Annotated in this window: 13 protein-coding genes and 1 pseudogene; 5 read left to right on the forward strand and 9 right to left on the reverse strand. The window is 71.6% G+C overall.

What is annotated here, in order from left to right:
• Nucleotides 1–18 precede the first annotated feature (18 nt).
• The 3 genes and pseudogenes from ABD987_RS03765 to ABD987_RS03775 form a co-directional block, all read right to left on the reverse strand.
• Nucleotides 19–4,836 (reverse strand): annotated as a pseudogene (locus tag ABD987_RS03765) (type I polyketide synthase); the annotation flags it as partial.
• A 176-nt stretch (nucleotides 4,837–5,012) separates the two neighbouring features.
• Complete coding sequence (gene asnB, locus ABD987_RS03770) at nucleotides 5,013–6,872, reverse strand: asparagine synthase (glutamine-hydrolyzing) (protein ID WP_345386932.1); 1,860 nt, start codon at nucleotides 6,870–6,872, stop codon at nucleotides 5,013–5,015.
• A 258-nt stretch (nucleotides 6,873–7,130) separates the two neighbouring features.
• On the reverse strand, nucleotides 7,131–9,851 hold the full coding sequence (locus ABD987_RS03775; RefSeq protein WP_345386934.1) for a LuxR C-terminal-related transcriptional regulator: 2,721 nt from the start codon (nucleotides 9,849–9,851) through the stop codon (nucleotides 7,131–7,133).
• A gap of 522 nt (nucleotides 9,852–10,373) precedes the next feature.
• Between ABD987_RS03775 and ABD987_RS03780 the strand changes: the two genes are divergently transcribed.
• Together ABD987_RS03780 and ABD987_RS03785 are read left to right on the forward strand one after the other, a co-directional pair.
• Entirely contained in the window at nucleotides 10,374–11,345 is a 972-nt protein-coding gene (locus tag ABD987_RS03780; protein WP_345386936.1) for a COX15/CtaA family protein, read from the forward strand.
• 231 nt (nucleotides 11,346–11,576) lie between these two features.
• On the forward strand, nucleotides 11,577–12,443 hold the full coding sequence (locus tag ABD987_RS03785; protein WP_345388219.1) for an acyl-CoA desaturase: 867 nt from the start codon (nucleotides 11,577–11,579) through the stop codon (nucleotides 12,441–12,443).
• Here ABD987_RS03785 and ABD987_RS03790 read toward each other — a convergent pair.
• Together ABD987_RS03790 and ABD987_RS03795 are read right to left on the reverse strand one after the other, a co-directional pair.
• Nucleotides 12,440–13,309 (reverse strand): ATP-grasp domain-containing protein, encoded by an 870-nt coding sequence (locus ABD987_RS03790; protein WP_345386938.1) that lies wholly within the window; start codon nucleotides 13,307–13,309, stop codon nucleotides 12,440–12,442. The two genes, ABD987_RS03785 and ABD987_RS03790, sit on opposite strands and share 4 nt — an antisense overlap.
• Nucleotides 13,306–13,608, reverse strand: a complete 303-nt coding sequence (locus ABD987_RS03795) for a hypothetical protein (protein WP_345386940.1) — start codon at nucleotides 13,606–13,608, stop codon at nucleotides 13,306–13,308. Before ABD987_RS03795 ends, ABD987_RS03790 begins: the two co-directional genes overlap by 4 nt.
• Before the next feature lie 97 nt (nucleotides 13,609–13,705).
• On the opposite strand from ABD987_RS03795, the gene ABD987_RS03800 reads away from it, so the two are divergent.
• Nucleotides 13,706–14,677, forward strand: a complete 972-nt coding sequence (locus ABD987_RS03800) for a quinone oxidoreductase family protein (protein WP_345386942.1) — start codon at nucleotides 13,706–13,708, stop codon at nucleotides 14,675–14,677.
• 84 nt (nucleotides 14,678–14,761) lie between these two features.
• Here ABD987_RS03800 and ABD987_RS03805 read toward each other — a convergent pair whose 3' ends face one another.
• The 4 genes from ABD987_RS03805 to ABD987_RS03820 form a co-directional block, all read right to left on the reverse strand.
• A complete protein-coding gene (locus ABD987_RS03805; protein ID WP_345386944.1) occupies nucleotides 14,762–15,646 on the reverse strand; it encodes an SAM-dependent methyltransferase in 885 nt (294 codons plus the stop codon).
• A gap of 81 nt (nucleotides 15,647–15,727) precedes the next feature.
• Nucleotides 15,728–16,927 carry a branched-chain amino acid ABC transporter substrate-binding protein gene (locus ABD987_RS03810; protein ID WP_345386946.1) on the reverse strand — a complete coding sequence of 400 codons (1,200 nt, stop codon included), beginning with the start codon at nucleotides 16,925–16,927 and terminating at the stop codon, nucleotides 15,728–15,730.
• A 319-nt stretch (nucleotides 16,928–17,246) separates the two neighbouring features.
• Nucleotides 17,247–17,906, reverse strand: coding sequence for a response regulator transcription factor (locus ABD987_RS03815; RefSeq protein WP_345386948.1), 660 nt, complete (start codon nucleotides 17,904–17,906; stop codon nucleotides 17,247–17,249).
• A complete protein-coding gene (locus tag ABD987_RS03820) occupies nucleotides 17,897–19,153 on the reverse strand; it encodes a sensor histidine kinase (protein ID WP_345386950.1) in 1,257 nt (418 codons plus the stop codon). The genes ABD987_RS03815 and ABD987_RS03820 overlap by 10 nt, the downstream gene beginning before the upstream one ends.
• A 179-nt stretch (nucleotides 19,154–19,332) precedes the next feature.
• Between ABD987_RS03820 and ABD987_RS03825 the strand changes: the two genes are divergently transcribed.
• A complete protein-coding gene (locus ABD987_RS03825; protein WP_345386952.1) occupies nucleotides 19,333–19,554 on the forward strand; it encodes a hypothetical protein in 222 nt (73 codons plus the stop codon).
• Nucleotides 19,555–19,601: 47 nt separating this feature from the next.
• Entirely contained in the window at nucleotides 19,602–20,237 is a 636-nt protein-coding gene (locus ABD987_RS03830) for a helix-turn-helix transcriptional regulator (protein ID WP_345386954.1), read from the forward strand.
• Nucleotides 20,238–20,490 lie beyond the last annotated feature (253 nt).

Here is a 20,490-nt window from a genome sequence, read left to right on the forward strand (position 1 = left end):
GGTCCCTTTTCCGGTCGCTCAGGCAAGGCCGAGTTCGTTGTCGATGAGGGCGAAGACGTCGTCGGCCGTGGCCGTCTCGAGCCGTCCCCCCAGGTCCTCGCCGTCGTCACGGGACGCGGTGAGCTTCGCCAGCACCGCCCGCAGCCGGCGGGTCACCTGCTCGGCGTCGTCCGGGGTGAGTCCCGGTACCGTTTCCTCGAACCGGTCGAGCACGGTGTGCACGTCGGTGGTTTCGCCCCCGCCCAGCTCGCCCCGCAGGTACTCGACCAGTGCCGACGGGCTGGCGTGGTCGAACGCCAGCGTGGCGGGCAGTTTCCTGCCCACCGCGGCGCTCAGCCGGTTGCGCAGGTCGACCGCGGTGACGGAGTCGAAGCCGAGATCCTTGAACGCCCTGCCGAGTTCGAGCTCCGTCGGCTCTTCGTAGCCGAGGATCGCCGCGACCTGCTCACGCACCAGGTCGAGCAGCGCGCGCCCGCGCTCGGCGGCCGTCATCGCCGCCAGGCGGGCCGCCATCCCCGCCGGATCGCCCGTCCCGGCCGCGGCGTCCTCGGCCAGGATCTCGCGGACCTCGGGCAGCGCGTCGAGCAGCGGGCGGGCGCGCGCGAGTGTGTACGCCGGCGCGAACCGCCGCCAGTCGAAGGCGGCGGCCACGAGGGTGGTCTCGTCCTGTTCGACCGCCTGCCGGAGCACCCGGATGGCCGCTTCCGCCGCCATCGGCTCCAGGCCGAGCCGCTTGAGCTCCGCACCGGCCTCCCCGCTCGACATCCCGCCGTCCCAGGCTCCCCACGCGATGGAGGTCGCGGGCCGTCCCCTCGCCCTTCGCCAGTGGGCGAACCCGTCGAGGTAGGCGTTCGCGAAGCCGTAGGCGGCCTGCCCGACACTCCCCCAGACCGCGGTGCCGGAAGAGAACAGCACGAACGCGTCGAGCGGCCGGTCACCGAGCACCTCGTCCAGGTTGCCCGCGCCCGCGATCTTGGCGTCGCCCACGGCCGCGAACTCGCCGGGTGACGCGTCCGCCAGCGGCGCGCCGAAGCTCGCCACCCCGGCGGCGTGCGCCACGGCCGTGAGTGGCCTGTCCGCGGGGATCGCCGCGATCAGGTCCGCCAGCGCGGCCCGGTCGGTGACGTCGCAGGCGGCGATCGTGACCTGGGCGCCCGAGTCGATCAGCTCCGCTTCGAGTTCGACGGCGCCGGTCGCCGCGCGACCGCGCCGACCGGCCAGCACCAGGTGCTCCGCGCCGTTCCGGGCCAGCCAGCGCGCCAGCCCGGCACCGAGACCGCCGGTACCCCCGGTGATCAGGATCGTGCCGCGCGGACGCCAAGGGCGTTTCGCGGCGACGTCGCCGAGGGGCGCGCGGACCAGGCGCCGGGCGAACAGCCGGTCACCGCGGACCGCCACCTGGTCACCGGCGGTCCCGGACAGGGCCGCCGCCAGCGCCGCCGGCGCGGCGGCGGGACCACCGAGGTCCAGCAGCCCGCCCCAGACCTCCGCCCGTTCGACGGCGAGGACCGCGCCGAGGCCCCACAGCGCGGTCTGACCGGGGTCCACCGGATCGCCCGCCCCGGCGACCGCGAAGGCGCCCGCGGTCACGCACCACCGGCGGGCGGCGACGCCGAGGTCGTCCAGCGCCTGCAGCAGGCCGATCGTGGCCACGCTCCCGAGGGACAGCGCCGGGTGAGCGGGATGCGCCCGCCCGTCCAGGCCGAGCAGCGACACCACACCGTCGGGTTCGGTGCCGCCGAACCTCGTGCGCAGCCACTCCCGCAGCGTCACCCTGTCCACTTCGGACGGTGCGACCGCCCGCGTCACCCCGGCGCCGAGCCCGGTCAGCGCCCCGGCGACCGCCTCCGCGAGTTCCCCGGCCCCGGCGGGAAGCACGACGAGCCAGCGGCCGTCGAGCCGGTCCGGTCGTGGACCGGCCACCGGCTCCCAGGTCAGCCGGTAGCGCCAGCCGTCGGTCATGGCGGCCGCGCGGCGCTCGGCGCGCCAGGCCGACAGCCCGGGAGCGACGGCCCCCAGAGCCGCGGCGTCGACCTGGAGACGCTCCGCCCACGCCGCCAGCTCACCGCGTTCGACGGCGTCCCAGAAGGCCGCGTCCCCGGGATCGGTGACCGCCCGCCCCTGCCCGGCCGGTGACCGGTGCCAGTAGTGGCGCCGCTGGAAGGCGTAGGTGGGCAGATCCACCGGGCGGCCACCGGGCAGCGTCACCGTCCAGTCCGGCGACACCCCACGCACGTGGAGTTCGCCGAGCGCGGAGTAGAACCGGTCCAGCCCGCCGTCGTCGCGGCGGAGCGTACCGGTCACCACGCCCGCGTGGTCCAGCGTGTCGAGTGTCTCCTGCGTGCTCATGGTCAGCACCGGATGGGGGCCGACCTCGACGAAAGTGGTGTGCCCCAGCTCGGTCAGTGTCCGCACCGCGGCGGTGAACTCCACCGTCTCGCGCAGGTTGGCGTACCAGTACGCGGCGTCCGCTTCGTCCGCGCCGAGCCACTCCCCGGTCACCGTGGAGAGCATCGGGATCTCGCCGTTCCCGGGGGACACGGGTGCCAGTTCGCGCAGCAGCCGTTCCCGGATGTCCTCGACCTGCGTGGAATGCGAGGCGTAGTCCACCGGGATCCGCTTGGCCCGGACGCCGGCCTCGGCCAGCTCCGCGACCAGCTCGTCGAGGGCGTCGCCCCCGCCGGCCACCACCACCGAACCGATCCCGTTGTCCGCCGCGATCGAAAGCCGCCCGGCCCAGCGCTCCAGCCGGGCCCTGGCCTCCGCAGCGGGCAGCGCGACCGACACCAGGCCGCCGCGCCCGGCGAGCACGTCGCCGATCGCGATGCTGCGCAACGCGACCACCCTGGCGGCGTCGGCGAGCGACAGGACACCCGCGACCGTCGCCGCGGCGATCTCGCCCTGCGAGTGACCGAGCACCGCGTCGGGCCGGATCCCGCAGGACCGCCACAGCGCCGCCAGTGCCACCATCACCGCCCACAGCGCCGGCTGGACGACGTCCACCCGCGCCGGGTCCGGTCCCCCGGCCTCGCCGCGGAGCACCGCGGTGAGCGACCAGCCGACGTAAGGGGAAAGGGCCTCCTCGCACGCGGCGATCCGGTCGGCGAACACCGGTGAGGTGGCGAGCAGCGACCGCGCCATCCCCGGCCACTGCGAACCCTGGCCGGGGAAGACGAAGACCGTCCTGCCCACCGGACCGGCCTGCCCGACGACCACCGAAGCGGCGGTTTCCCCGGCGGCCAGCTTCCGCAGCCCGGCGAGCAGCGTCTCGAGGTCCCGGCCGACGACCACCGCCCGGTGCTCGAAGTCCGAGCGCCGGGTCACCAGCGAATACCCGATGTCCAGCGCCGCCAGGTCTTCCTGGGTGTCCACATGCGACAGAAGTCGCCCGGCCTGCGCACGCAGCGCTTCTTCGGTCCGGCCGGAAAGTACCCAGGGCAGCGCGGCCACCTCGTCCCCGTCCCGTTCCTCGCCACCGGATCCGGCCGGGGCCTCTTCGAGGATCAGGTGCGCGTTCGTGCCGCTGATCCCGAACGAGGACACCGCGGCACGGCGCGGGCGATCGACCGCCGGCCAGTCCTCGGTCCCGGTGAGCAGCCGCACCGCGCCCGAGGCCCAGTCCACCTTCGGGGTCGGCCGGTCCAGGTGCAGCAGGGGCGGCAGCACACCGGCGCGCAGCGCCTGCACCATCTTGATCACCCCGGCCACGCCGGAGGCTCCCTGCGCGTGGCCGATGTTCGCCTTGATCGAGCCCAGCAGCAGCGGGCGGTCGGCCGGTCGGCCGGCGCCGTAGGTGGCGAGCAGCGCCTGCGCCTCGATGGGATCGCCGAGGGTGGTGCCGGTGCCGTGGGCCTCGACGGCGTCGACCTGGTCCGGCGTCAGCTGGGCGTCCGCGAGCGCCTGCCGGATCACCCGCTGCTGGGAGGGACCGTTCGGCGCGGTCAACCCGTTCGACGCGCCGTCGGAGTTGACCGCGCTGCCCCGGATCACCGCGAGCACCGGATGCCCGAGCCGCCGGGCGTCGGCGAGCCGCTCCACGACGAGCAGCCCGGCGCCCTCGCCCCAGCTGGTGCCGTCGGCGGCCGCGGCGAACGACTTCGACCTGCCGTCCGGGGCCAGGCCCCGATCCTGGCTGAACCCGACGAACGAGTCCGGGGTGGCCATCACGGTGACACCGCCCGCCAGCGCGAGCGAGCAGTCCCCGGCACGCAGGGCGCGCATCGCGGTGTGCAGAGCCACGAGCGACGACGAGCAGGCCGTGTCGATCGTGACGGCGGGCCCCTCGAGGCCGAAGGCGTACGCGACGCGGCCCGAGGCCACGCTGGCCAGCGCCCCGGTCGCCGAGTCGCCGGGGTAGTCGTGGTAGACGACCCCGGCGAACACCCCGGTCGCGCTTCCCTTGAGGGACACCGGGTCGAGGCCCGCGCGTTCGAAGGCCTCCCAGGCGATTTCCAGCAGCACGCGTTGCTGTGGATCGGTTTCCCGCGCCTCCCGGGGGCTGATCTTGAAGAACTCCGCGTCGAACTCACCGGCGTCGTGCAGGAACCCGCCTTCGCGGACGTAGGTCCGGCCCGGCGTCGCGGGTTCCGGGTCGTGGATCCCCTCGACGTCCCAGCCGCGGTTGCGCGGGAACGCCGAGATCCCGTCCGTGCCGGAGACGACGAGGTCCCACAGTTCTTCGGGGGTGGTGACACCGCCGGGGAAGCGACAGGCCATCCCGACGATCGCGATCGGCTCGTGCCGTTCGGCCTCGGCCTCGCGCAGCCGCCGTTTCGTCTGCTGAAGATCGGCGGTGGCGCGCTTGAGATACTCACGAAGTCGCTCGTCATTGCCCATCTGCGTCCCCAGCCAATCTCGAAACCATCCGTGGACACCCCGAGCCGCTCGGAACGGCGGGCGCCCGCGCCCCGATACCGAGTGTTTTTCCCTCTGCACAAGGAAGACCGGGAACGTGTCCGACGCTAGTGAGCACCGTGGCGCGCTGCCAACCCCTGCGTGTCCCGCACCTGCCCCTAAAGCAGCTTCAGTACCGGGCTGCGCACCTCGAACCAGGTGGCGACGTCGAGCATCCACTCCAGCGCGAACCGCACCGGCATCGGCAGCGGCGACTCCATGCCCACCGCGGCGGCGATCCTTTCCCGGTCGAACACGTCGAAGACCCGGCTTCCCGGTTCGGCGAGCAGGTCCCGGGCCTGTTCCCGCAACGCGTGGACGTACTTCGGGTCCTGTGTGGAGGGATAGGGGCTCTTGACGCGCTCAAGCACCGACCGCGGCAGCGCGTCCGCCGTCGCCGCGCGCAGCAGGCTCTTTTCCCTGCCGTCGAAGGCTTTCATCGACCACGGCGCGTTGAACACGTACTGCACCAGCCGGTGGTCGCAGTAGGGCACCCGGACCTCCAGGCCCACGGCCATGCTGAGCCGGTCCTTGCGATCGAGCAGCAGCCGAAGGTAGCGGGTCAGGTGCAGATAGCACAGTTCCCGCATCCGCCGCTCCTTCGGATCCTCCCCGTCGAGCCGCGGCACCTCGCGCAACGCGGACGCGTAGTGGTCCCGGATGTAGGTCCCGCCGTCCAGGACGCGGGCGAACTCGGGGGCGAAGAACGCCGACGCGGTGCCTTCGACATCCTTCTTCTTCGCCGGATCACCCATGAACGCCGCGACCCACGGGAAGGTTTCGGCGTTCACCACGTTCGGATCGTGGAACCAGCGGTAGCCACCGAAGGTTTCGTCGGCGGCCTCACCGGACAGTGCCACCGTGGAGTGTTCTCGGATGGCTTTGAAGAGCAGGTAAAGCGAGTTGTCGAGCTCGCCGACACCGATCGGCACGTCCTTCGCCTCGATCGTGGCCCGCCGGACGGCGGGATCGGCCAGCGCCTGTCCACTGAGGACGATGTCGCGGTGGTCCGTGCCGGAGTTCGCCACGACGTCGCGCACGAACGGCCCATCCGGGGTGTCGCGCAGGTCGTCGGGCACGAAGTTCGCGGACTGGCCCACGAAATCCACCATGAAGCTCCGGATCGGCGCGCCGGCCGGACCGGGATGCCGCGCGGCCAGCGCCGTGACCGCGCTCGAGTCCAGACCGCCGGAAAGCAGGGCGCACAACGGAACGTCGGACACGAGCTGCCGGGCCACCGAATCGTCCAGCAGCTCCCGCACGGTCGCGACCGTCGTGTCGAGGTCGTCGGCGTGCGCGGCCGCTTCCAGCCGCCAGTAGACGTGTTCCCGAAGCCCGGTGGCGTCGACCGTCACCACCGTGCCCGGCCGGACCTCCCGCATGCCGGCCCAGATCGCGTGCCCGGGCGTGCGCGAGCTGGTGAACAGCTCCCGTACCCCGTCCGTGGTCAGCATCGGCTCGGCCGACGGGTGCGCCAGGATCGCCTTCGGCTCCGAGGCGAACAGCATCCCGTCGGCGGTCCGGTGGTGGTAAAGCGGCTTCACGCCGAGCCTGTCGCGGACGAGCACGAGCTTTTCGCTCCGCCCGTCCCAGATGGCGAACGCGTACATACCGTTGAGCCGTTCCGCCATCGCCTCGCCCCACTCGAGGTAGGCGTGCAGGACGACCTCCGTGTCGCTGCGGGTGTCGAACCGGTGCCCGCGGCGACGCAGCTCGTCGCCGAGTTCGGCGTAGTTGTACACCTCGCCGCTGTAGGTCAGCGCGACCACGTCGTCCCCGGCCTCGGCCGTCATCGGCTGCGCGCCGCCGGGCGGGTCGATCACCGCCAGCCGCCGGTGACCGAGCCCGGCCCGCCGTCGCATCCAGAGACCGGAAGCGTCGGGGCCGCGGCACGCCATGGTCGCGGTCATGGCTTCGAGAACCTGCCGTTCGCGTGTGAGGTCACGCTCGAACGACACCCAACCGACGATTCCACACATACCGCTTTGCCTCCTGGGGCGGACGAGTTTCGGCGCCCCCGGCGAGCGTCGCCTGGTTTCGGCGGCCCTGCCCGTCCGAACCCGGCGGGAGCCGGCCGACGCCGAGGACGTCCAGATGTTCCCGATTACATCGGCGAACCCCGACAGTAGGAAAACCGTTCGCCTGCCGACACCCCTACGCGCCCCTAGCCGCACCCGTACCCGGTGCCGGAAAGCGCTATCGGCGACAGGGTGGCCGGTGTCGCGACAAGGCCACGTTCAGTCGTCGAGCCTTCCGGGAAGATCGCTCCTGCTGGTGACCCCCAGCTTGCGGTATATCCGCGTGAGGTGCTGCTCGACTGTGCTGACCGTGACGAACAGCTGACGCCCGATTTCCCGGTTCGTGTGGCCCAGCGCGGCGAGTTCGGCGACCCGCCGTTCGGCGCCGCTGAGCAGTGGCGGCTCGAGATCCTCGGCCGTACTCCCGTCCGGCTCGCCGGTTTCGGGGGCGACGTCGTCCGGGGCGGGGGCCCCGGCGTGGCAGAACTTGAGTTCCTGCGCGGCTCGCCGGGCGAGCAGCCGCGCCCGGTCGAACTCGCCCAGCTCCTGACAGGTCGCGCTCAACGCGGTGAGGGTCTTGGCCAGCTCGAGCCGGTCACCGGCGGCCTGCAGGCATTCGATCGCCTGCTTGAGCATGACCGGCCGGTCCGGCACCGGACTGGCCGCGGCGAGCACGCGCAGGGTGATGCCCTGGGTCCGCGAGTCCAGGGCCCTCGGGTGGTCGAGCTGCTGCCTGGCCAGATCACGCGCCACCGTCGTCCGCCCCAGCAGGAGGTTGGCCTCGGCGAGGTCGGTCCGCCAGGCCACCAGCATCGGCATGTCCAGTTCCCGCTCCCGCATCAGGAGACCGCACCGCTGGAAGTCGCTGATCGCCGCGAGAACGCGCTCGGTGCGGAGATGGTAGCGGCCGCGCGCGTGCAGGTAGCGCAGCCCGCCGAGGGTGGCGAACATGGCTTCCGGGACCGGCTGCCGGACGAGCTCGGCGGCCACGTCGAACCGGCCGAGCTCGGTGTTCGCCAGCAGCGACGTCGTCAGGGGATACCCGATGAGCACTCCCCAGCTCCGCGCGGGCAGCAGCTCGAACGCCGCCTTGACCTGCCGGGCGGCCGTGTCCGCCTCGCCGCGCCGCAGCGACAGGCCCGCGCGGATCGTGCCGAGCATCGCCTGCCAGGTCACCGCGCGCCGCCGGTCCGCCTCCTCGATCAGCCTCTCGCACCACCACGCGGCCCGGTCGCCCTTGCCGCCGTAGACCAGCGCCAGGATCGCGATGCCGACCGCCTCCAGCGTCGTGTCGCCCAGCCGGCAGCTCTGCAGGACGTGCTCCGCGCTCGCCGTCGCGGGCTCGCTCCCCCCGTCGGTCCACAGCCTGGCGAGGACGTTCGCCGCCGAGGCCCACGGATCACGCCCCGACTCCGAGGTGACGTCACTGAAACGCCCGTGCGAAGAGCCGTAGGACCACTCGTAGGCCAGTCGCAGCTCGGCCTCCACCTGGGCACTCGAGGAGTCCGCCGATCCGTTGAGCAGATCCAGCGCCTTCACGGTCGTCTCGCCGTCCCCCTGCCACAGGGAGTGCCGGACCACGGTGACAACGTCGTCACCGGCCAGCGTGCCCGCGAGCACCGCGTCCCGCAGGCGCGCGACATAGGGCGCCGCCGCCGAGGGGTTGACCCGCCAGGTGGCCTGCGCCAGCACCTTCGTGATCTTGATCTGCTCGTCGTCGTCCACGGCGGCGGTCAGGGCGAGTTCGAGGTACCGGCGGCCGAGAGAGATGTCGTCGCCGGCCAGGGCGACCGCCGCCGCGTCGCAGAGGACACCGACACCCCAGCTCGCCGGAACCTGGTCCGCGGCGAGCAGGTACCGGGCGACGCGTTCGGCGGAGAATCCCTGCCAGAAGAGCAGTTCACCGGCCCGGACCCGCAGGCGCGCGCGTTCGGGCCCCGAGAGGCTGTCGAGCACCGCCACCTCCGCGACCTCGTGCCGGAACCGGCAGGCGGCGGTGAGCAGTCCGGCGGCGGTGAGGACGTCGATGACCTGCCTCGCCCCCTCGGCCTGGATTCCGGCCAGCCGCCCGACGAGATCGAGCGTGGCGTCGTCGCGAAGGATCGCCACCGCCTGCGCGACGGTCAGCAGCTCGGGCTCCCACCGGTGCAGACAGGCCAGCACGGCCTGGCCGAAGGCAGGCCCGGCGACCGGCGGGCCCCCGGCCTCCCCACCCCAGGAATCCTCCACCAGCGCGTTGACGAGCATCGGATTGCCCCCGCTCAACCGGCGGAACTCCGCGGCGAACGAAGCCGCGCCCGGATCCGCGGTCTTCGCCACCAGCTCGGCAATCGATTTCTCCGACCACGCCGGCAGCCGGAACCGGTGATGAGGATGACGGGTGAATTCCGAACGGAACCAGGCCACCTCCGGATCCGGCCGATCCCATTCGGTGAACACCATCAGAATCGGTGCCGATCTTATCCGGCGTTGCACGTAAAGGAACTGCCTCAGCGACCAGCGGTCCGCGTGGTGGAGATCATCGACGGCGATCACGACCGGGCAGGTCCTCGCCAGTTCCAGCAACGCCGCGCAGACCTCCCGCACAGTGGAGACGCCGAGAGTTTCGATCGCACACTCGTCCCGTCGCTCGCACCCCGCGCCCGCCGAGCACTCGGTGAGCATCCGGGAAATACCTTCGGTGAGCCCCGCCGGCAGTCCGATTCCCCGGAAGAGCTGGTCGACGACCCCCATCTGCAGGCCGGTCTCCATTTTCGCCCCGCTCGCGGTCAGCAGCTGAACGTCGGCTTTTCCCGCTTCCTCCAGGAATTCGTTCAGAAGTTGCGTCTTTCCGCTCGCCAGCCCCCCGTCGACCAATACCGAACCGCCGGATCCGCCTACGGTTTTTTCGGTCAATTCACGCAAAAACACCAAAGCTTCGTCATATGAAGTTATCACCATTCCACCCCCTAGATCTCTGCCCCACCACCCCCGCACAGTGGCGCCCCCACGGCCAGCTACCCGCAGTCGCCATCCTAACCGCAGTTCCGCCCGAAAGGGTGACGCCGATCAACATCGCGGCCAGGCCACGGAGGCGAACATCCGATTACCCCAAAAGACCCAACGCGCCAAATTCCTTAGTCAGATTCAGGAAAATCAGCGGTTTTCGTCGTCAACTCACCAGTAGGGCCGATTATCGTAGACCGCACCCGAACACCCGGCGGGCCGGCGAGCCGACCGCCGGTGTAACACCGGCCGACACGGGGTCTGACGTTTTAACCACCACTTGACACAGTTCCCGGGTCGTCCGGTGTCCGGCGAGTCGCCTGCGCGTCACCCGGTCGCGCTCCGTGATCGGCATACACCGTACGCGCGACCAGGTCGCGGACCGCCCCGCTCCGGCCGCCTTCCGGAGCGCGAGCTCCCGGAAACCGGGATCCGCCCCGCTGTATGCCTGCGAATACGCCGTTCTACCATCGAACGGTGCCGCCACTGGAGAAGCTGATCGCCCGACTGCCCTATCCCTCCGCCGCGGTCCAGCGCGCGGTCGCCGTCGCGGCGGTCATCGCCCAGGCGGGGATCGGGGTGACCGGGTCGGTCGTGCGGGTCACCGGATCGGGCCTCGGCTGCCCGACCTGGCCCACCTGCGTCGAGGGCAGCATCGTCCCGGTCGCGCACCCGGAGCTGCACGCGCTCAACCAGTGGATCGAGTTCTCCAACCGCATGCTCACCGGCGTCGTGATCGCGGTGGCCGCGCTGTGCGTCATCACCGCGTGGCGGGTGCGGCTCGACCACCCGGAGCGCCGCCGCCTGGTCAAGCTCGCCTGGACGATGCCCGCGGGCGTGGTGCTGCAGGCCGTCGTCGGCGGGATGACCGTGCTGGCCAAGCTCGAATGGTGGACGGTCGCGATCCACTTCCTCGTCTCCACCCCGCTGGTGTGGTGCGCGGTGCTGCTGCTGCGCGCCTTCGGTGAGGGCGACGACGAACCGCGCTGGCTCGTCCCGCCCGCCGGACGGAAGATGCTCGTGGGGCTCATCGTGACGATGTGGGCGGTACTGATCGCCGGGACCACGGTCACCGGGGCCGGGCCGCACGGCGGTGACCTCAACACCCACCGGCTCGCCGCGCCGATCGCGACGCTCGCCCAGGTCCACGGTGGACTGCTGGTGGTCTACCTGATCGTGCTGGCGATGTTCGGCCTGCTGCTGACGCGGTCCGGCGCGCCCCGCGACCTGTGGCGCCGCTACGCGATCGTCTGGATCGTCGCGCTCGCCCAGGGCGGGCTCGGCTCGTTGCAGTACGCGCTCGGGGTGCCCGAGGCGATGGTCTCCTTCCACGTCCTCGGTTCGGCGCTGGTGATCATCGCGACCGCCGCGCTGTGGTGCGGCGCCCGCGACCGCGGCCCGGTCACCTCGCGCACCGCGCCGGAGCGGGAACTCGCCGCCACGAGCTGAGCCGCACCGGACTTCCAGCGGCCATCCGGACGTAATGTCGCGTCGGCGTCCCCGCCAGCCCGCGCGCCTACGCTCCGCCTCGGTACTCCCGCGAAGCGCCGAGGTGACGCTCCCATGAAGTCCAGCCCCGTCCGGTCCGGCACCGAGAAATCCGGCACCGTGAAATCCGGTGCCGAGAAGTCCGGCACCGCCCCGAAACCACTGATCTCCGGCCGCCGCGGCGCCGGCGAGATGATCGTCCTCAAGACCTTCCTGCTCATCCCGTTCGCGGCGCTGCTCGCCGCGCTCCCGCTGGCGTGGGGCTGGGGACTGTCCTGGCTGGACCTCACGCTGGCCGCGGTGTTCTACACCGTGGGCACGCTCGGGGTGACCGTCGGGTACCACCGCTACTTCACCCACGGCGCCTTCAAGACCGGGCGCCGCCTGCGGATCGTGCTGGCCGTGGCGGGCGGCATGGCGGTGCAGGGGTCGGTGATCTTCTGGGTCGCGAGCCACCGCCGTCACCACGCCTACGCCGACCGCGAGGGCGATCCGCACTCGCCGTGGCTGTTCGGGACCTCGCCCGTGGCGCTGCTGCGCGGTTTCTGGCACGCGCACATGGGCTGGCTGTTCCAGCGCGAGGTGACCAACTACGACCGGTTCGCGCCCGATCTGGTCGGCGATCGCGACCTGCGGTTCGTCAACCGGTACTTCTGGCTGTGGATCACGCTGAGCCTCGCGCTGCCCGCCGTGCTCGGCGGGCTGGTCAGCTGGTCGTGGTGGGGCGCGGTCACGGCGTTCTTCTGGGCGGGCCTGGTCCGGATCGCGTTCCTGCACCACGTGACGTGGTCGGTGAACTCGATCTGCCATCTGGTCGGCGACCGGCCGTTCGCCAGCAGGGACAAGGCCGCCAACTTCTGGCCGCTGGCGATCCTGTCCATGGGCGAGTCGTGGCACAACTCGCACCACGCCGACCCGACCTGCGCGCGGCACGGGGTGCTGCGCGGGCAGCTCGACGTCTCGGCGCGGGTGATCTGGCTGTTCGAACGCTTCGGCCTCGCCAGCGACGTCCGCTGGCCGCGCGCGGAACGCCTTGCCGCGAAACGGATCCCGGCCTAGGCGAGCTGCTGGCGCACGGCGGAGGCGAACCGCAGCGGCGCGCCGGGGTCGGCGTGGCGGAAGCCGAGGGACGGCTCGGCGAGCTCCAGTTCCAGCAGCAGCGGCGCGCCGTCCTCCCCGCGCACGAGATCGACCCTGGCGTAGAGCAGTTCGGCGCGCAGAATGCCGAGCAGCGCCGACGCCGCGTCGAGCGTGTCCTCGGCCAGCGCGCGCAGCTCGGCCGCCGGTTCGGTGGCCGCGAGGGTCTCGGTGAGGTAGAGGCCGGACGCGTCCAGTTCGGCGCCGAGCATCGCGCTCTTGGTGAAGGCGTGCGAGTAGATCCCGCCGAAGTACACCAGCGCCGTCTCGCCGTGCGTGTCCACACTGGACTGGTAGGGCTGGACGAGCGCGGTGTGCCCGTCGTCGTGCAGCGCGGCCAGGTGCGCCCGCGCGTCCTCGCCCGCCCCGGCGGCGAACCGCGCCGCGCCACGGGAACCGGCGCCCACCGACGGTTTGACGACGAAGTCCGAGCCGGGCCAGCGCGCCTCGTCGCCGGGCTTGACCAGTTCGGTCGGCACCACCGGCAGCCCGGTGCCGATCAGCTCGGCGAGGTAGGCCTTGTCGGTGTTCCAGCGCACCACCGGCGCCGCGTTCGCCAGCGCGGGCACGGACTCGCACCAGCCGAGGAACTCCTCGCGGCGCTCGGCGTAGTCCCAGCTCGCCCGCAGGACGACCACGTCGGCGGCGGCGAAGTCCACGGACTCCTCGTCCCACGACGCCCAGCGCACGCCGAAGCCGAGGTCGGCCAGCGCGGCGGGCACGGCGTGCTCGTCACCGTCGCCTTCGGGCAGCTGGGGGCAGCCGACGAGGATCGCCGAGAAGCTCACAGGCCGGCCATCCGGCGCCGGTGGTCCGGCCCGATCTTGGCGGCGTTGACCGTCTCGCTGTCCCAGGTGGCCGCTTCGAGGTCCTCGACGCCCGCGACGAGCGCTTCCCCGGCGTCGGTGTCCGCGACGACGACGTCGCCGAGCGCGCCATCGGCGCCCACCAGCACGACGCGGGCACCGGCCCGGCCGATGTTCTCCACCACCGCGCGCGAGGGCTTGCCGTGCCGCTTGACGAAGTCGCGCGCGGCGGAGAGCTGGCGCGCGGTCGGGACGCTCGGGTGCTCGGTCTGCTCAGCCACGTCCGGGAGCTTAACCGGCCGACGGCCATGGCGCGGAACAACCGTGGCCTCGGCCATAGTTACCACTGGCGGACCCACCCCCATGCGAGGAGGAACGATGCCCACCGCAGTACAGGTCGTCCGGCCCGGTGGCCCGGACGTGCTGGAGATCGCCGAGGTCGAGATCGCCGGGCCGGGGCCGGGCGAGCTCCTGGTCGACGTCGCCGCGGCCGGCGTGAACTACATCGACACCTACCAGCGGGAGGGCATCTACCCGATCCCGACGCCGTTCGTGCCGGGCCTGGAGGGCTCGGGCACGGTCGCCGCGGTGGGCGCGGACGTGACCGGCTTCACCCCCGGCGACCGCGTCGCCTGGCAGGGGTCGATCGGGAGCTACGCCACGCGCAAGCTGGTCCCGGCCGAGGTCGCGGTGAAGGTGCCCGAAGGCGTTTCGGACGAGGTCGCGGCCGCGACGATGCTGCAGGGCGTCACCGCGCACTACCTGGTCGCCTCGACCTACGAGGTCAAGCCCGGCGACGACGTGCTGATCCACGCCGCCGCGGGCGGGGTCGGCCTGCTGCTGGTCCAGCTGGCGAAGGCGCGCGGCGCCCGGGTGATCGGCACGGTGTCGACCGAGGAGAAGGAACAGCTCGCCCGCGAGGCGGGCGCCGACGACGTCATCCGTTACGACCGGGAGGACTTCGCCGCGCGTGCCAGGGAGCTGACCGGCGGCGAGGGCGTCTCGGTGGTGTACGACGGCGTCGGGAAGTCCACTGTGGACGGCAGCTTGGCGAGCCTGAAGGTGCGCGGGCTGCTGGCGCTGTTCGGCGCGGCGAGCGGCCCGGTGCCGCCGATCGACCCGCAGCGGCTCAACTCCGGCGGCTCGCTCTACCTCACCCGGCCGACCTCGGCGCACTACGTCCGCACGCGCGAGGAACTGGACTGGCGGGCCACCGAGCTGTTCGAGGCCGTGACCGACGGTGCGCTGAGCATCCGGATCGGCGGCCGGTACGCGCTGGCCGACGCGCGGAAGGCGCACGAGGACCTCCAGGGCCGCCGCACCACTGGCAAGCTCCTGCTCCTCCCCTGACCCGCACCGGACGGTCGTGGTCCGTGAATGCCACATTGAGGGACTCAGAGTCCCTCAATGTGGCATTCACGGACGGGCACGGAGTCAGTTCCGCGCGGGTTTGCGCAGCAGGTACAGGTAATAGCCGATGTGGTCACGGAACAACGACCGCATCAGCGGCAGCAGCCGATCCATCTCGGCGGTGAGCCCGGTCCCGTACCGCTCGGCGATCTCGTCGCGTTTCTCGGCGTAGAGCAGCGCCATCAGCTCGCCGCTGAACTCACAGCTCGGGGTCATGCTCTCGGCCTTGACCAGTTCGAAGCCCGCGGCCTCGGCCATCCCCAGCGTCTCGGTCAGCCGGACCGGGGGCGGGCAGCACCAGGTCCGGCGGTACGCGTCCAGGCCCTCCGGCGGCGGTGTCCCGCGGAGGGTGAAGTCGTTGAGCAGGAAGTGACCACCGGGCCGCAGCACCCGCGCGGTCTCCCGGAAGGCCCCCGGCCGGTCGGACAGATGCGCGTACGCGTCGACCGCCAGGGCCGCGTCGAACGTCCCGTCCGCGAAGTCGAGGGCCATCACGTTGCCGAGACGGAACGAAACGCGCTCCGAAACGCCGTGTTTCCGCGCCGTCCCGGTGGCCGTGGTGACCTGCTCCCGGCTGACGGTGATCCCGGTGACCCGGCCACCGCGGTGCTGGGCCATCCGGACCGCGGGCAGGCCGGTGCCGCACCCGATGTCCAGCAGGTGCTCGTCCGCGCGCAGCCCGAGGGTTTCGACGTGATAGGCGGTCTGCCGCTCCTGTGCCCGGTTCGCGAGATCGCCGAGCGTCGAGGAGGGCTCGCGTTCCCCCGGCCGGGCCCACATGCCCACGTGCAGGCCGACATCGCCGACGGTGAGCCCGTACAGATCACCGAACTTGTCGTAGTTCTCGCCGACTTCCTCCGGACTCGGCGCGGGTAATCCACTGGTGGCCTGATCGCCCGTCACTGTCATCGGCATTTCCTCCCCAACAGGTTCGCGCTATGACGCACATCACGCTAGCAGCCGGGGAGGCTTCGCCGCGATCACCGGAAATCAGATCTGGCCGTTGTTGACGATCTTGCCGTTCTGCACCCGGTAGCTCCAGACAGGCACGTCGGAAAGCTCGCCCTTCTCGTCCCACTTGAACTTCTTGGTCAGGCCCTGGCCGTCGTAGTTCTTGACGAAGTCGAGCAGACCGGCGCGATCCTTGGCGCCCTTGTCGATACCTTTCAGCAGAATCGTCGCGACGTCGTATCCCTCGGCCGAGTACGTCCCCGGGTCGTGCCCCTCGGCCTTTTTGTAGTTGTCGGTGAAGTCCTTGAAGTTGTCCTCCGGCACGCACGGGCAGGTGAAATAGGCGCTGCCCGCGGCACTACCCGCGTTCTTGACGAATTCCTGGTCCTTGACGCCGTCCGTGCCGACGAACTTCGCGGTGACACCCTTGTCGTGCAGCTGCTGGGCGAACGGCGCGCCCTCGTTGTAGTACCCGGCGTAGAAGACCGCGTCCGGCTTCTCACTGTTGACCTTGTTGACCACGGCCGAGAAATCGGTCTGCTTCGTCTTGATCTTGTCCGAGCACGAAGCCTTGGCGCCGAGCGCCTGCTTCGTCTGCGCCGCGAGGCCCATGCCGTACTCGGAGTCGTCCTCGATCACGCAGACCTTGTTGGCCTTGAGCTTGTCGGTGATGAACTTCGCCGCGGCGCGCCCCTGCACGATGTCGTTGCCCATGCCGCGGAAGAACGTCTTCCAGCTGTGCTCGGCCAGTGCCGGGTTGGTCGCCGAGGGCGTGATGTGCACGAGACCGGCCCGGAAGAGCAGATCACCGGTCGCCTTCGACTCGCCGGAGAACGGAAGCCCGATCACACCGATGATCGCCGCCTCGCTGACGGCCTGGGTGACCACACCGGGCGCCTTGTCCGGCTTGCCTTCGGTGTCGAACCGCTTGAGGGCGACCTGGCAGCCGGGGTTGGCCTGGTTGTGCTGCTTCACCGCCAGATCGACTCCGTAGACGATGTTGAGGCCGAGCGCGGCGTTGTCACCGTTGATGGTGCCGATGTAGGCGAGCGTCGCCCCGGAGCACTGGGCCTTGCCGTCGCCCTTGGGATCCGCCGCGTTCGCCGCCTGCTGCGGCGCGGACGCCGACGAGTTGGTGGTGCCACCGGGGCCGCCCTGGTCACGAGCCTCGCACGCGCCGAGCACCGCCACCGCGGCCACCGCCGGTACGAGAATCCGCGTGAATCGACTGTTCGCCATTCTTCCTCCCCAAAACCGATCACCCGGCGCCGGCGCGCCGGACACTGACCATCGCGGACGCCGTCCGGCGTGCCGCGCCCGTGTTCCGGATCAAGGAATTCAGCCACCCGGCCCGGATCCTAGACCACGAATGTCGTGATCAGAACACGAAAGCCGGCGACCGGTCCCCGCGACAAAACCACGGCGAGCGGCACCACGTCACCCGTTTCGTCTTTACGGCACCATCGCGGGCACGCACTTTCCGAAAACTCGTTTCGATCACGCCGAAAGTGCGAAATCCGCGCCGTGTGACGAAAGGCGCGCGTCTGCCCTGATCCGGTCAGTGCCGGCGCTGGGCCTCCTCCAGATAACGCAGGACGGCGGTGACCCGCCGGTCGGCCCGGTCGGCCGGGGCGAGGTCGAGCTTGGCGAAGATGCTGCGGATGTGCTTGTGGACCGCCCCGTCGGTGACGAACAGCCGCTCGGCGATCACGCCGTTGCCCAGGCCTTCCGCCATCAACGCCAGTACCTCGCGTTCCCGAGCGCTGAGCCGGGTCAGGCGAGGGTCGGGGCGGGTCTTGGTCATGAGCTGGGCGACGACCTCCGGGTCGATCGCGGTGCCCCCGCCCGCCACCCGTCGCAGCGCGTCCAGGAACTCCTCGACCCGGCCGACCCGTTCCTTGAGCAGGTAGCCGAGCCGGGAACTTCCCTGCGCCAGCAGATCGGTGGCGAAGGCCTGTTCGACGTAGGCCGAAAGCACGAGCACCGCCAGCTCCGGCTGCCGCCGCCGCGCCTCGACCGCGGCGGCGATGCCCTCGTCGGTGTGCGTCGGCGGCATCCGGACGTCCACAATGGCCACTTCGGGCCGGTGCGCGTCGATCGCGGCCAGGAAGCCACCGGGGTCGCCCGCGGTGGCCACGACGTCGAGGGACTCCGCGCGCAGCAGCAGCGTCATTCCCTCACGCAGCAACAGGTCGTCCTCGGCGATCACTATCCGCACGGCAGGCTCACCGTCAGGGTCGTGGGCCCGCCCACCGGGCTGGTCAGCGCGAACGTGCCGTCGTGGGCTTCGACCCGGCGGCGGATCCCGGCGATCCCGGACCCGCCGCGCTCGTCCGCGCCGCCGCGGCCGTTGTCGGTGACGGTGAGCCGCAGCGCCTCCCCCACCCGGCGCAGCCGGACAGCGGCGCACAGGGCGTCGCTGTGCTTGGTGACGTTGGTCAGCGCCTCGGCCACCACGAAGTAGGCGGTCGCCTCGACCGAGACCGCGCACCGCGTGGGCAGTTCGGCCTCGACCCGGCAGTCCACCGGGCACGCGGTCGCCAGCGAGACGAGCGCGTCGGGAAGGCTGCGGTCGGCCAGTACCGGCGGCAGGATGCCGCGGACGACGCCGCGCAGCTCGTCGAGCGCCTGCTCGACGGTGTCCTGCGCCCGGTCGAGCATGGCGTCCGCCTCGGCGGGATCCCTGGCCAGCGCGCGGCGGGTCGCGCCGAGCAGGACGTTGACCGCCACCAGCCGGTTCTGCGTGCCGTCGTGGAGCGAACGCTCGATCCGGCGCAGTTCGGCTGCGTGCGCGTCCAGCGCGGCGGCCCTGGTCGCGGTCAGCCGCGCCACCCGCAGCGCGAGATCGGCACCGGGCCCCGGCGAGAGCAGGCGGCGTCCCGGCCACGCCTGCAGCCACGCCATCACCGGCACCACGAGCAACGCGACACCGAGCCACCCCACGCCGAGCAGCGCCACCAGCAACGCGTCCGACGTGCTCCGCACCTCCACGAGATATGCCGTGTCGGTGGCCCTTTCCGGTGGTACGAGGCGCCACCACAGCACGAAGGTCAGATCGGTCACCACGTACAGCGACAGGGTCACCCCCAGCACCCCCAGCGCCAGCCCGACCGTCGCGTGGCAGAGCACCCACCGCAGGTCCCGCCGTACCGCGGGGTCCCGCACGGCGGCGACCAGCGCGGCGGGCACCGGCCCGGGATCGACGATCTCCGTGCCCCAGCGCGAAAGCCGGGCACGCTCCCGGTCGGCGATCACCCGCACCATCCGCAACGTCGCCGGGGCGAGGTACAGGCCGACACCGACGAGGCACAGCGCCGTGGTCACGGCCAGCACGAGCACCAGCCCCGCCGCCAGCACCGCCGTGCCGAGCCCGCCGACGAGGTGTTCGAAGGCGTCCATGCTCGTGCGGGCGCGGGCGGCCAGCGCGCCCGGCCGCACGGTGTTCGCGGCCCTGCGGATCGCCATGCGCGCCTCCCCTGTCCGACGCGTGCCAGCAGACCACAACCTCCGCGCCGGGCACAGGACCCGGCCCGAAAAGTACAGCCTGCTGCACCCGATTCGTCCAGACCACGGGATCGTCCCCGACGACGCCGCCGATTAGCGTCGGTGCGGTCCAGACAACGTTCGATCAGGAAGCGCGGCCGATGAACGACCCCCAGCAGCCCGACGAAGGATCCGAGCCACGCCGGGGAAAACCGGGCGGAGCCGGGCGCACGCTGCTGTGGCTGGCACTCGCCGCCGGCGTGGCCGGGACCATCGCGGTCTCCTCCAGCAACCTCGGCGCCGCCGCCGAGATCCCGTTCGGCCTGGTCACCCTCGGCTGCGCCGCCGCGCTGATCGTCCACCACTACCGGTACCGCCGGTAGCGGCTTTGCCACGGCGGCCCGGCGGGGCCGGAGCGGGGGGAAACACCGTGAAAACCGTCGAGGTCGCGATCCTGACGTCCGACCGGATCAGCAGACATGGCGCGCGAAGCCTGCTGGAGCGGCATCCGGAGGTCACCGTGCTCGACGACGCCGATCGCGCGCGGGCGAGTGTGCTGCTGGTGATCGAGGACGTCGTCACCGAGCCGGTGCTCGCCCGGTTGCGGGAAGCGGGCGCGGAACGGGAACACCCGGCGCGGGCGCACTGCGTCGTGGTGACCGACCGGTTCGACGAGGCGGGCATCCTGGCCGCCGTGGAGTGCGGGGTGACGGCGATCCTGCCGAAGGCGGAGATCGACTCCACCGGCCTGATCACGGCCGTCCTCGGCGCGAGGAACGGAACCGCGCACCTGTCCCCCCGGCTGCTGGGGGCGCTGCTGGCGCGGCTGGACCAGATACGGCGGGAACTGCTCGAACCGCGGGGACTCACGCTGTCGGTCCTGTCGATGCGGGAACGTGACGTGCTCCGGCTGGTGGCCGAAGGGCTGGACACCGTGGAGATCGCCGGGAAGCTGTCCTACTCGGAACGCACCGTGAAGAACACGCTCTACGGCCTGATGGCCCGCCACGACCTGAAGACCCGCGCGCACGCGGTCGCCTACGCCCTCCGCGCCGGCGCGCTCTGACGATCCCCTTCCCTTGCCCGGCAAGGGGATCCCGGCCCCGCGCTCACCCGTTCAGGAGACGGATCGGGGCGCCGGCGCCCGATGCCGCTCAGTGATCATCGCTCGCGATAGCGGCACCGCCCTCCCTCCATGGCCCCGTGCCTGGGCCGTGCGGGTGGGACCCCGGCGGGCCCGGCGAGCACAGCCCGTAGGCAATCACCGGGGAGCCTCATGCGATCGGATGCCGTTACCGGGTATCGCCGGAAAGGATGGT

The sequence above is a fragment of the Amycolatopsis samaneae genome (assembly GCF_039541975.1).
GTDB classification, from domain to species: Bacteria; Actinomycetota; Actinomycetes; order Mycobacteriales; family Pseudonocardiaceae; genus Amycolatopsis; species Amycolatopsis samaneae.

Excerpts from the sequence above, each read along its gene's own strand:
- ABD987_RS03785 (WP_345388219.1), top strand. The coding sequence starts at position 11,577 with ATGATCGTCCTCAAGACCTTCCTGCTCATCCCGTTCGCGGCGCTGCTC.
- ABD987_RS03825 (WP_345386952.1), top strand. The coding sequence starts at position 19,333 with ATGAACGACCCCCAGCAGCCCGACGAAGGATCCGAGCCACGCCGGGGA.
- ABD987_RS03800 (WP_345386942.1), top strand. The coding sequence starts at position 13,706 with ATGCCCACCGCAGTACAGGTCGTCCGGCCCGGTGGCCCGGACGTGCTG.
- ABD987_RS03775 (WP_345386934.1), bottom strand. The coding sequence starts at position 9,851 with ATGGTGATAACTTCATATGACGAAGCTTTGGTGTTTTTGCGTGAATTG.
- ABD987_RS03805 (WP_345386944.1), bottom strand. The coding sequence starts at position 15,646 with ATGACAGTGACGGGCGATCAGGCCACCAGTGGATTACCCGCGCCGAGT.
- ABD987_RS03810 (WP_345386946.1), bottom strand. The coding sequence starts at position 16,927 with ATGGCGAACAGTCGATTCACGCGGATTCTCGTACCGGCGGTGGCCGCG.
- asnB (WP_345386932.1), bottom strand. The coding sequence starts at position 6,872 with ATGTGTGGAATCGTCGGTTGGGTGTCGTTCGAGCGTGACCTCACACGC.
- ABD987_RS03820 (WP_345386950.1), bottom strand. The coding sequence starts at position 19,153 with ATGGCGATCCGCAGGGCCGCGAACACCGTGCGGCCGGGCGCGCTGGCC.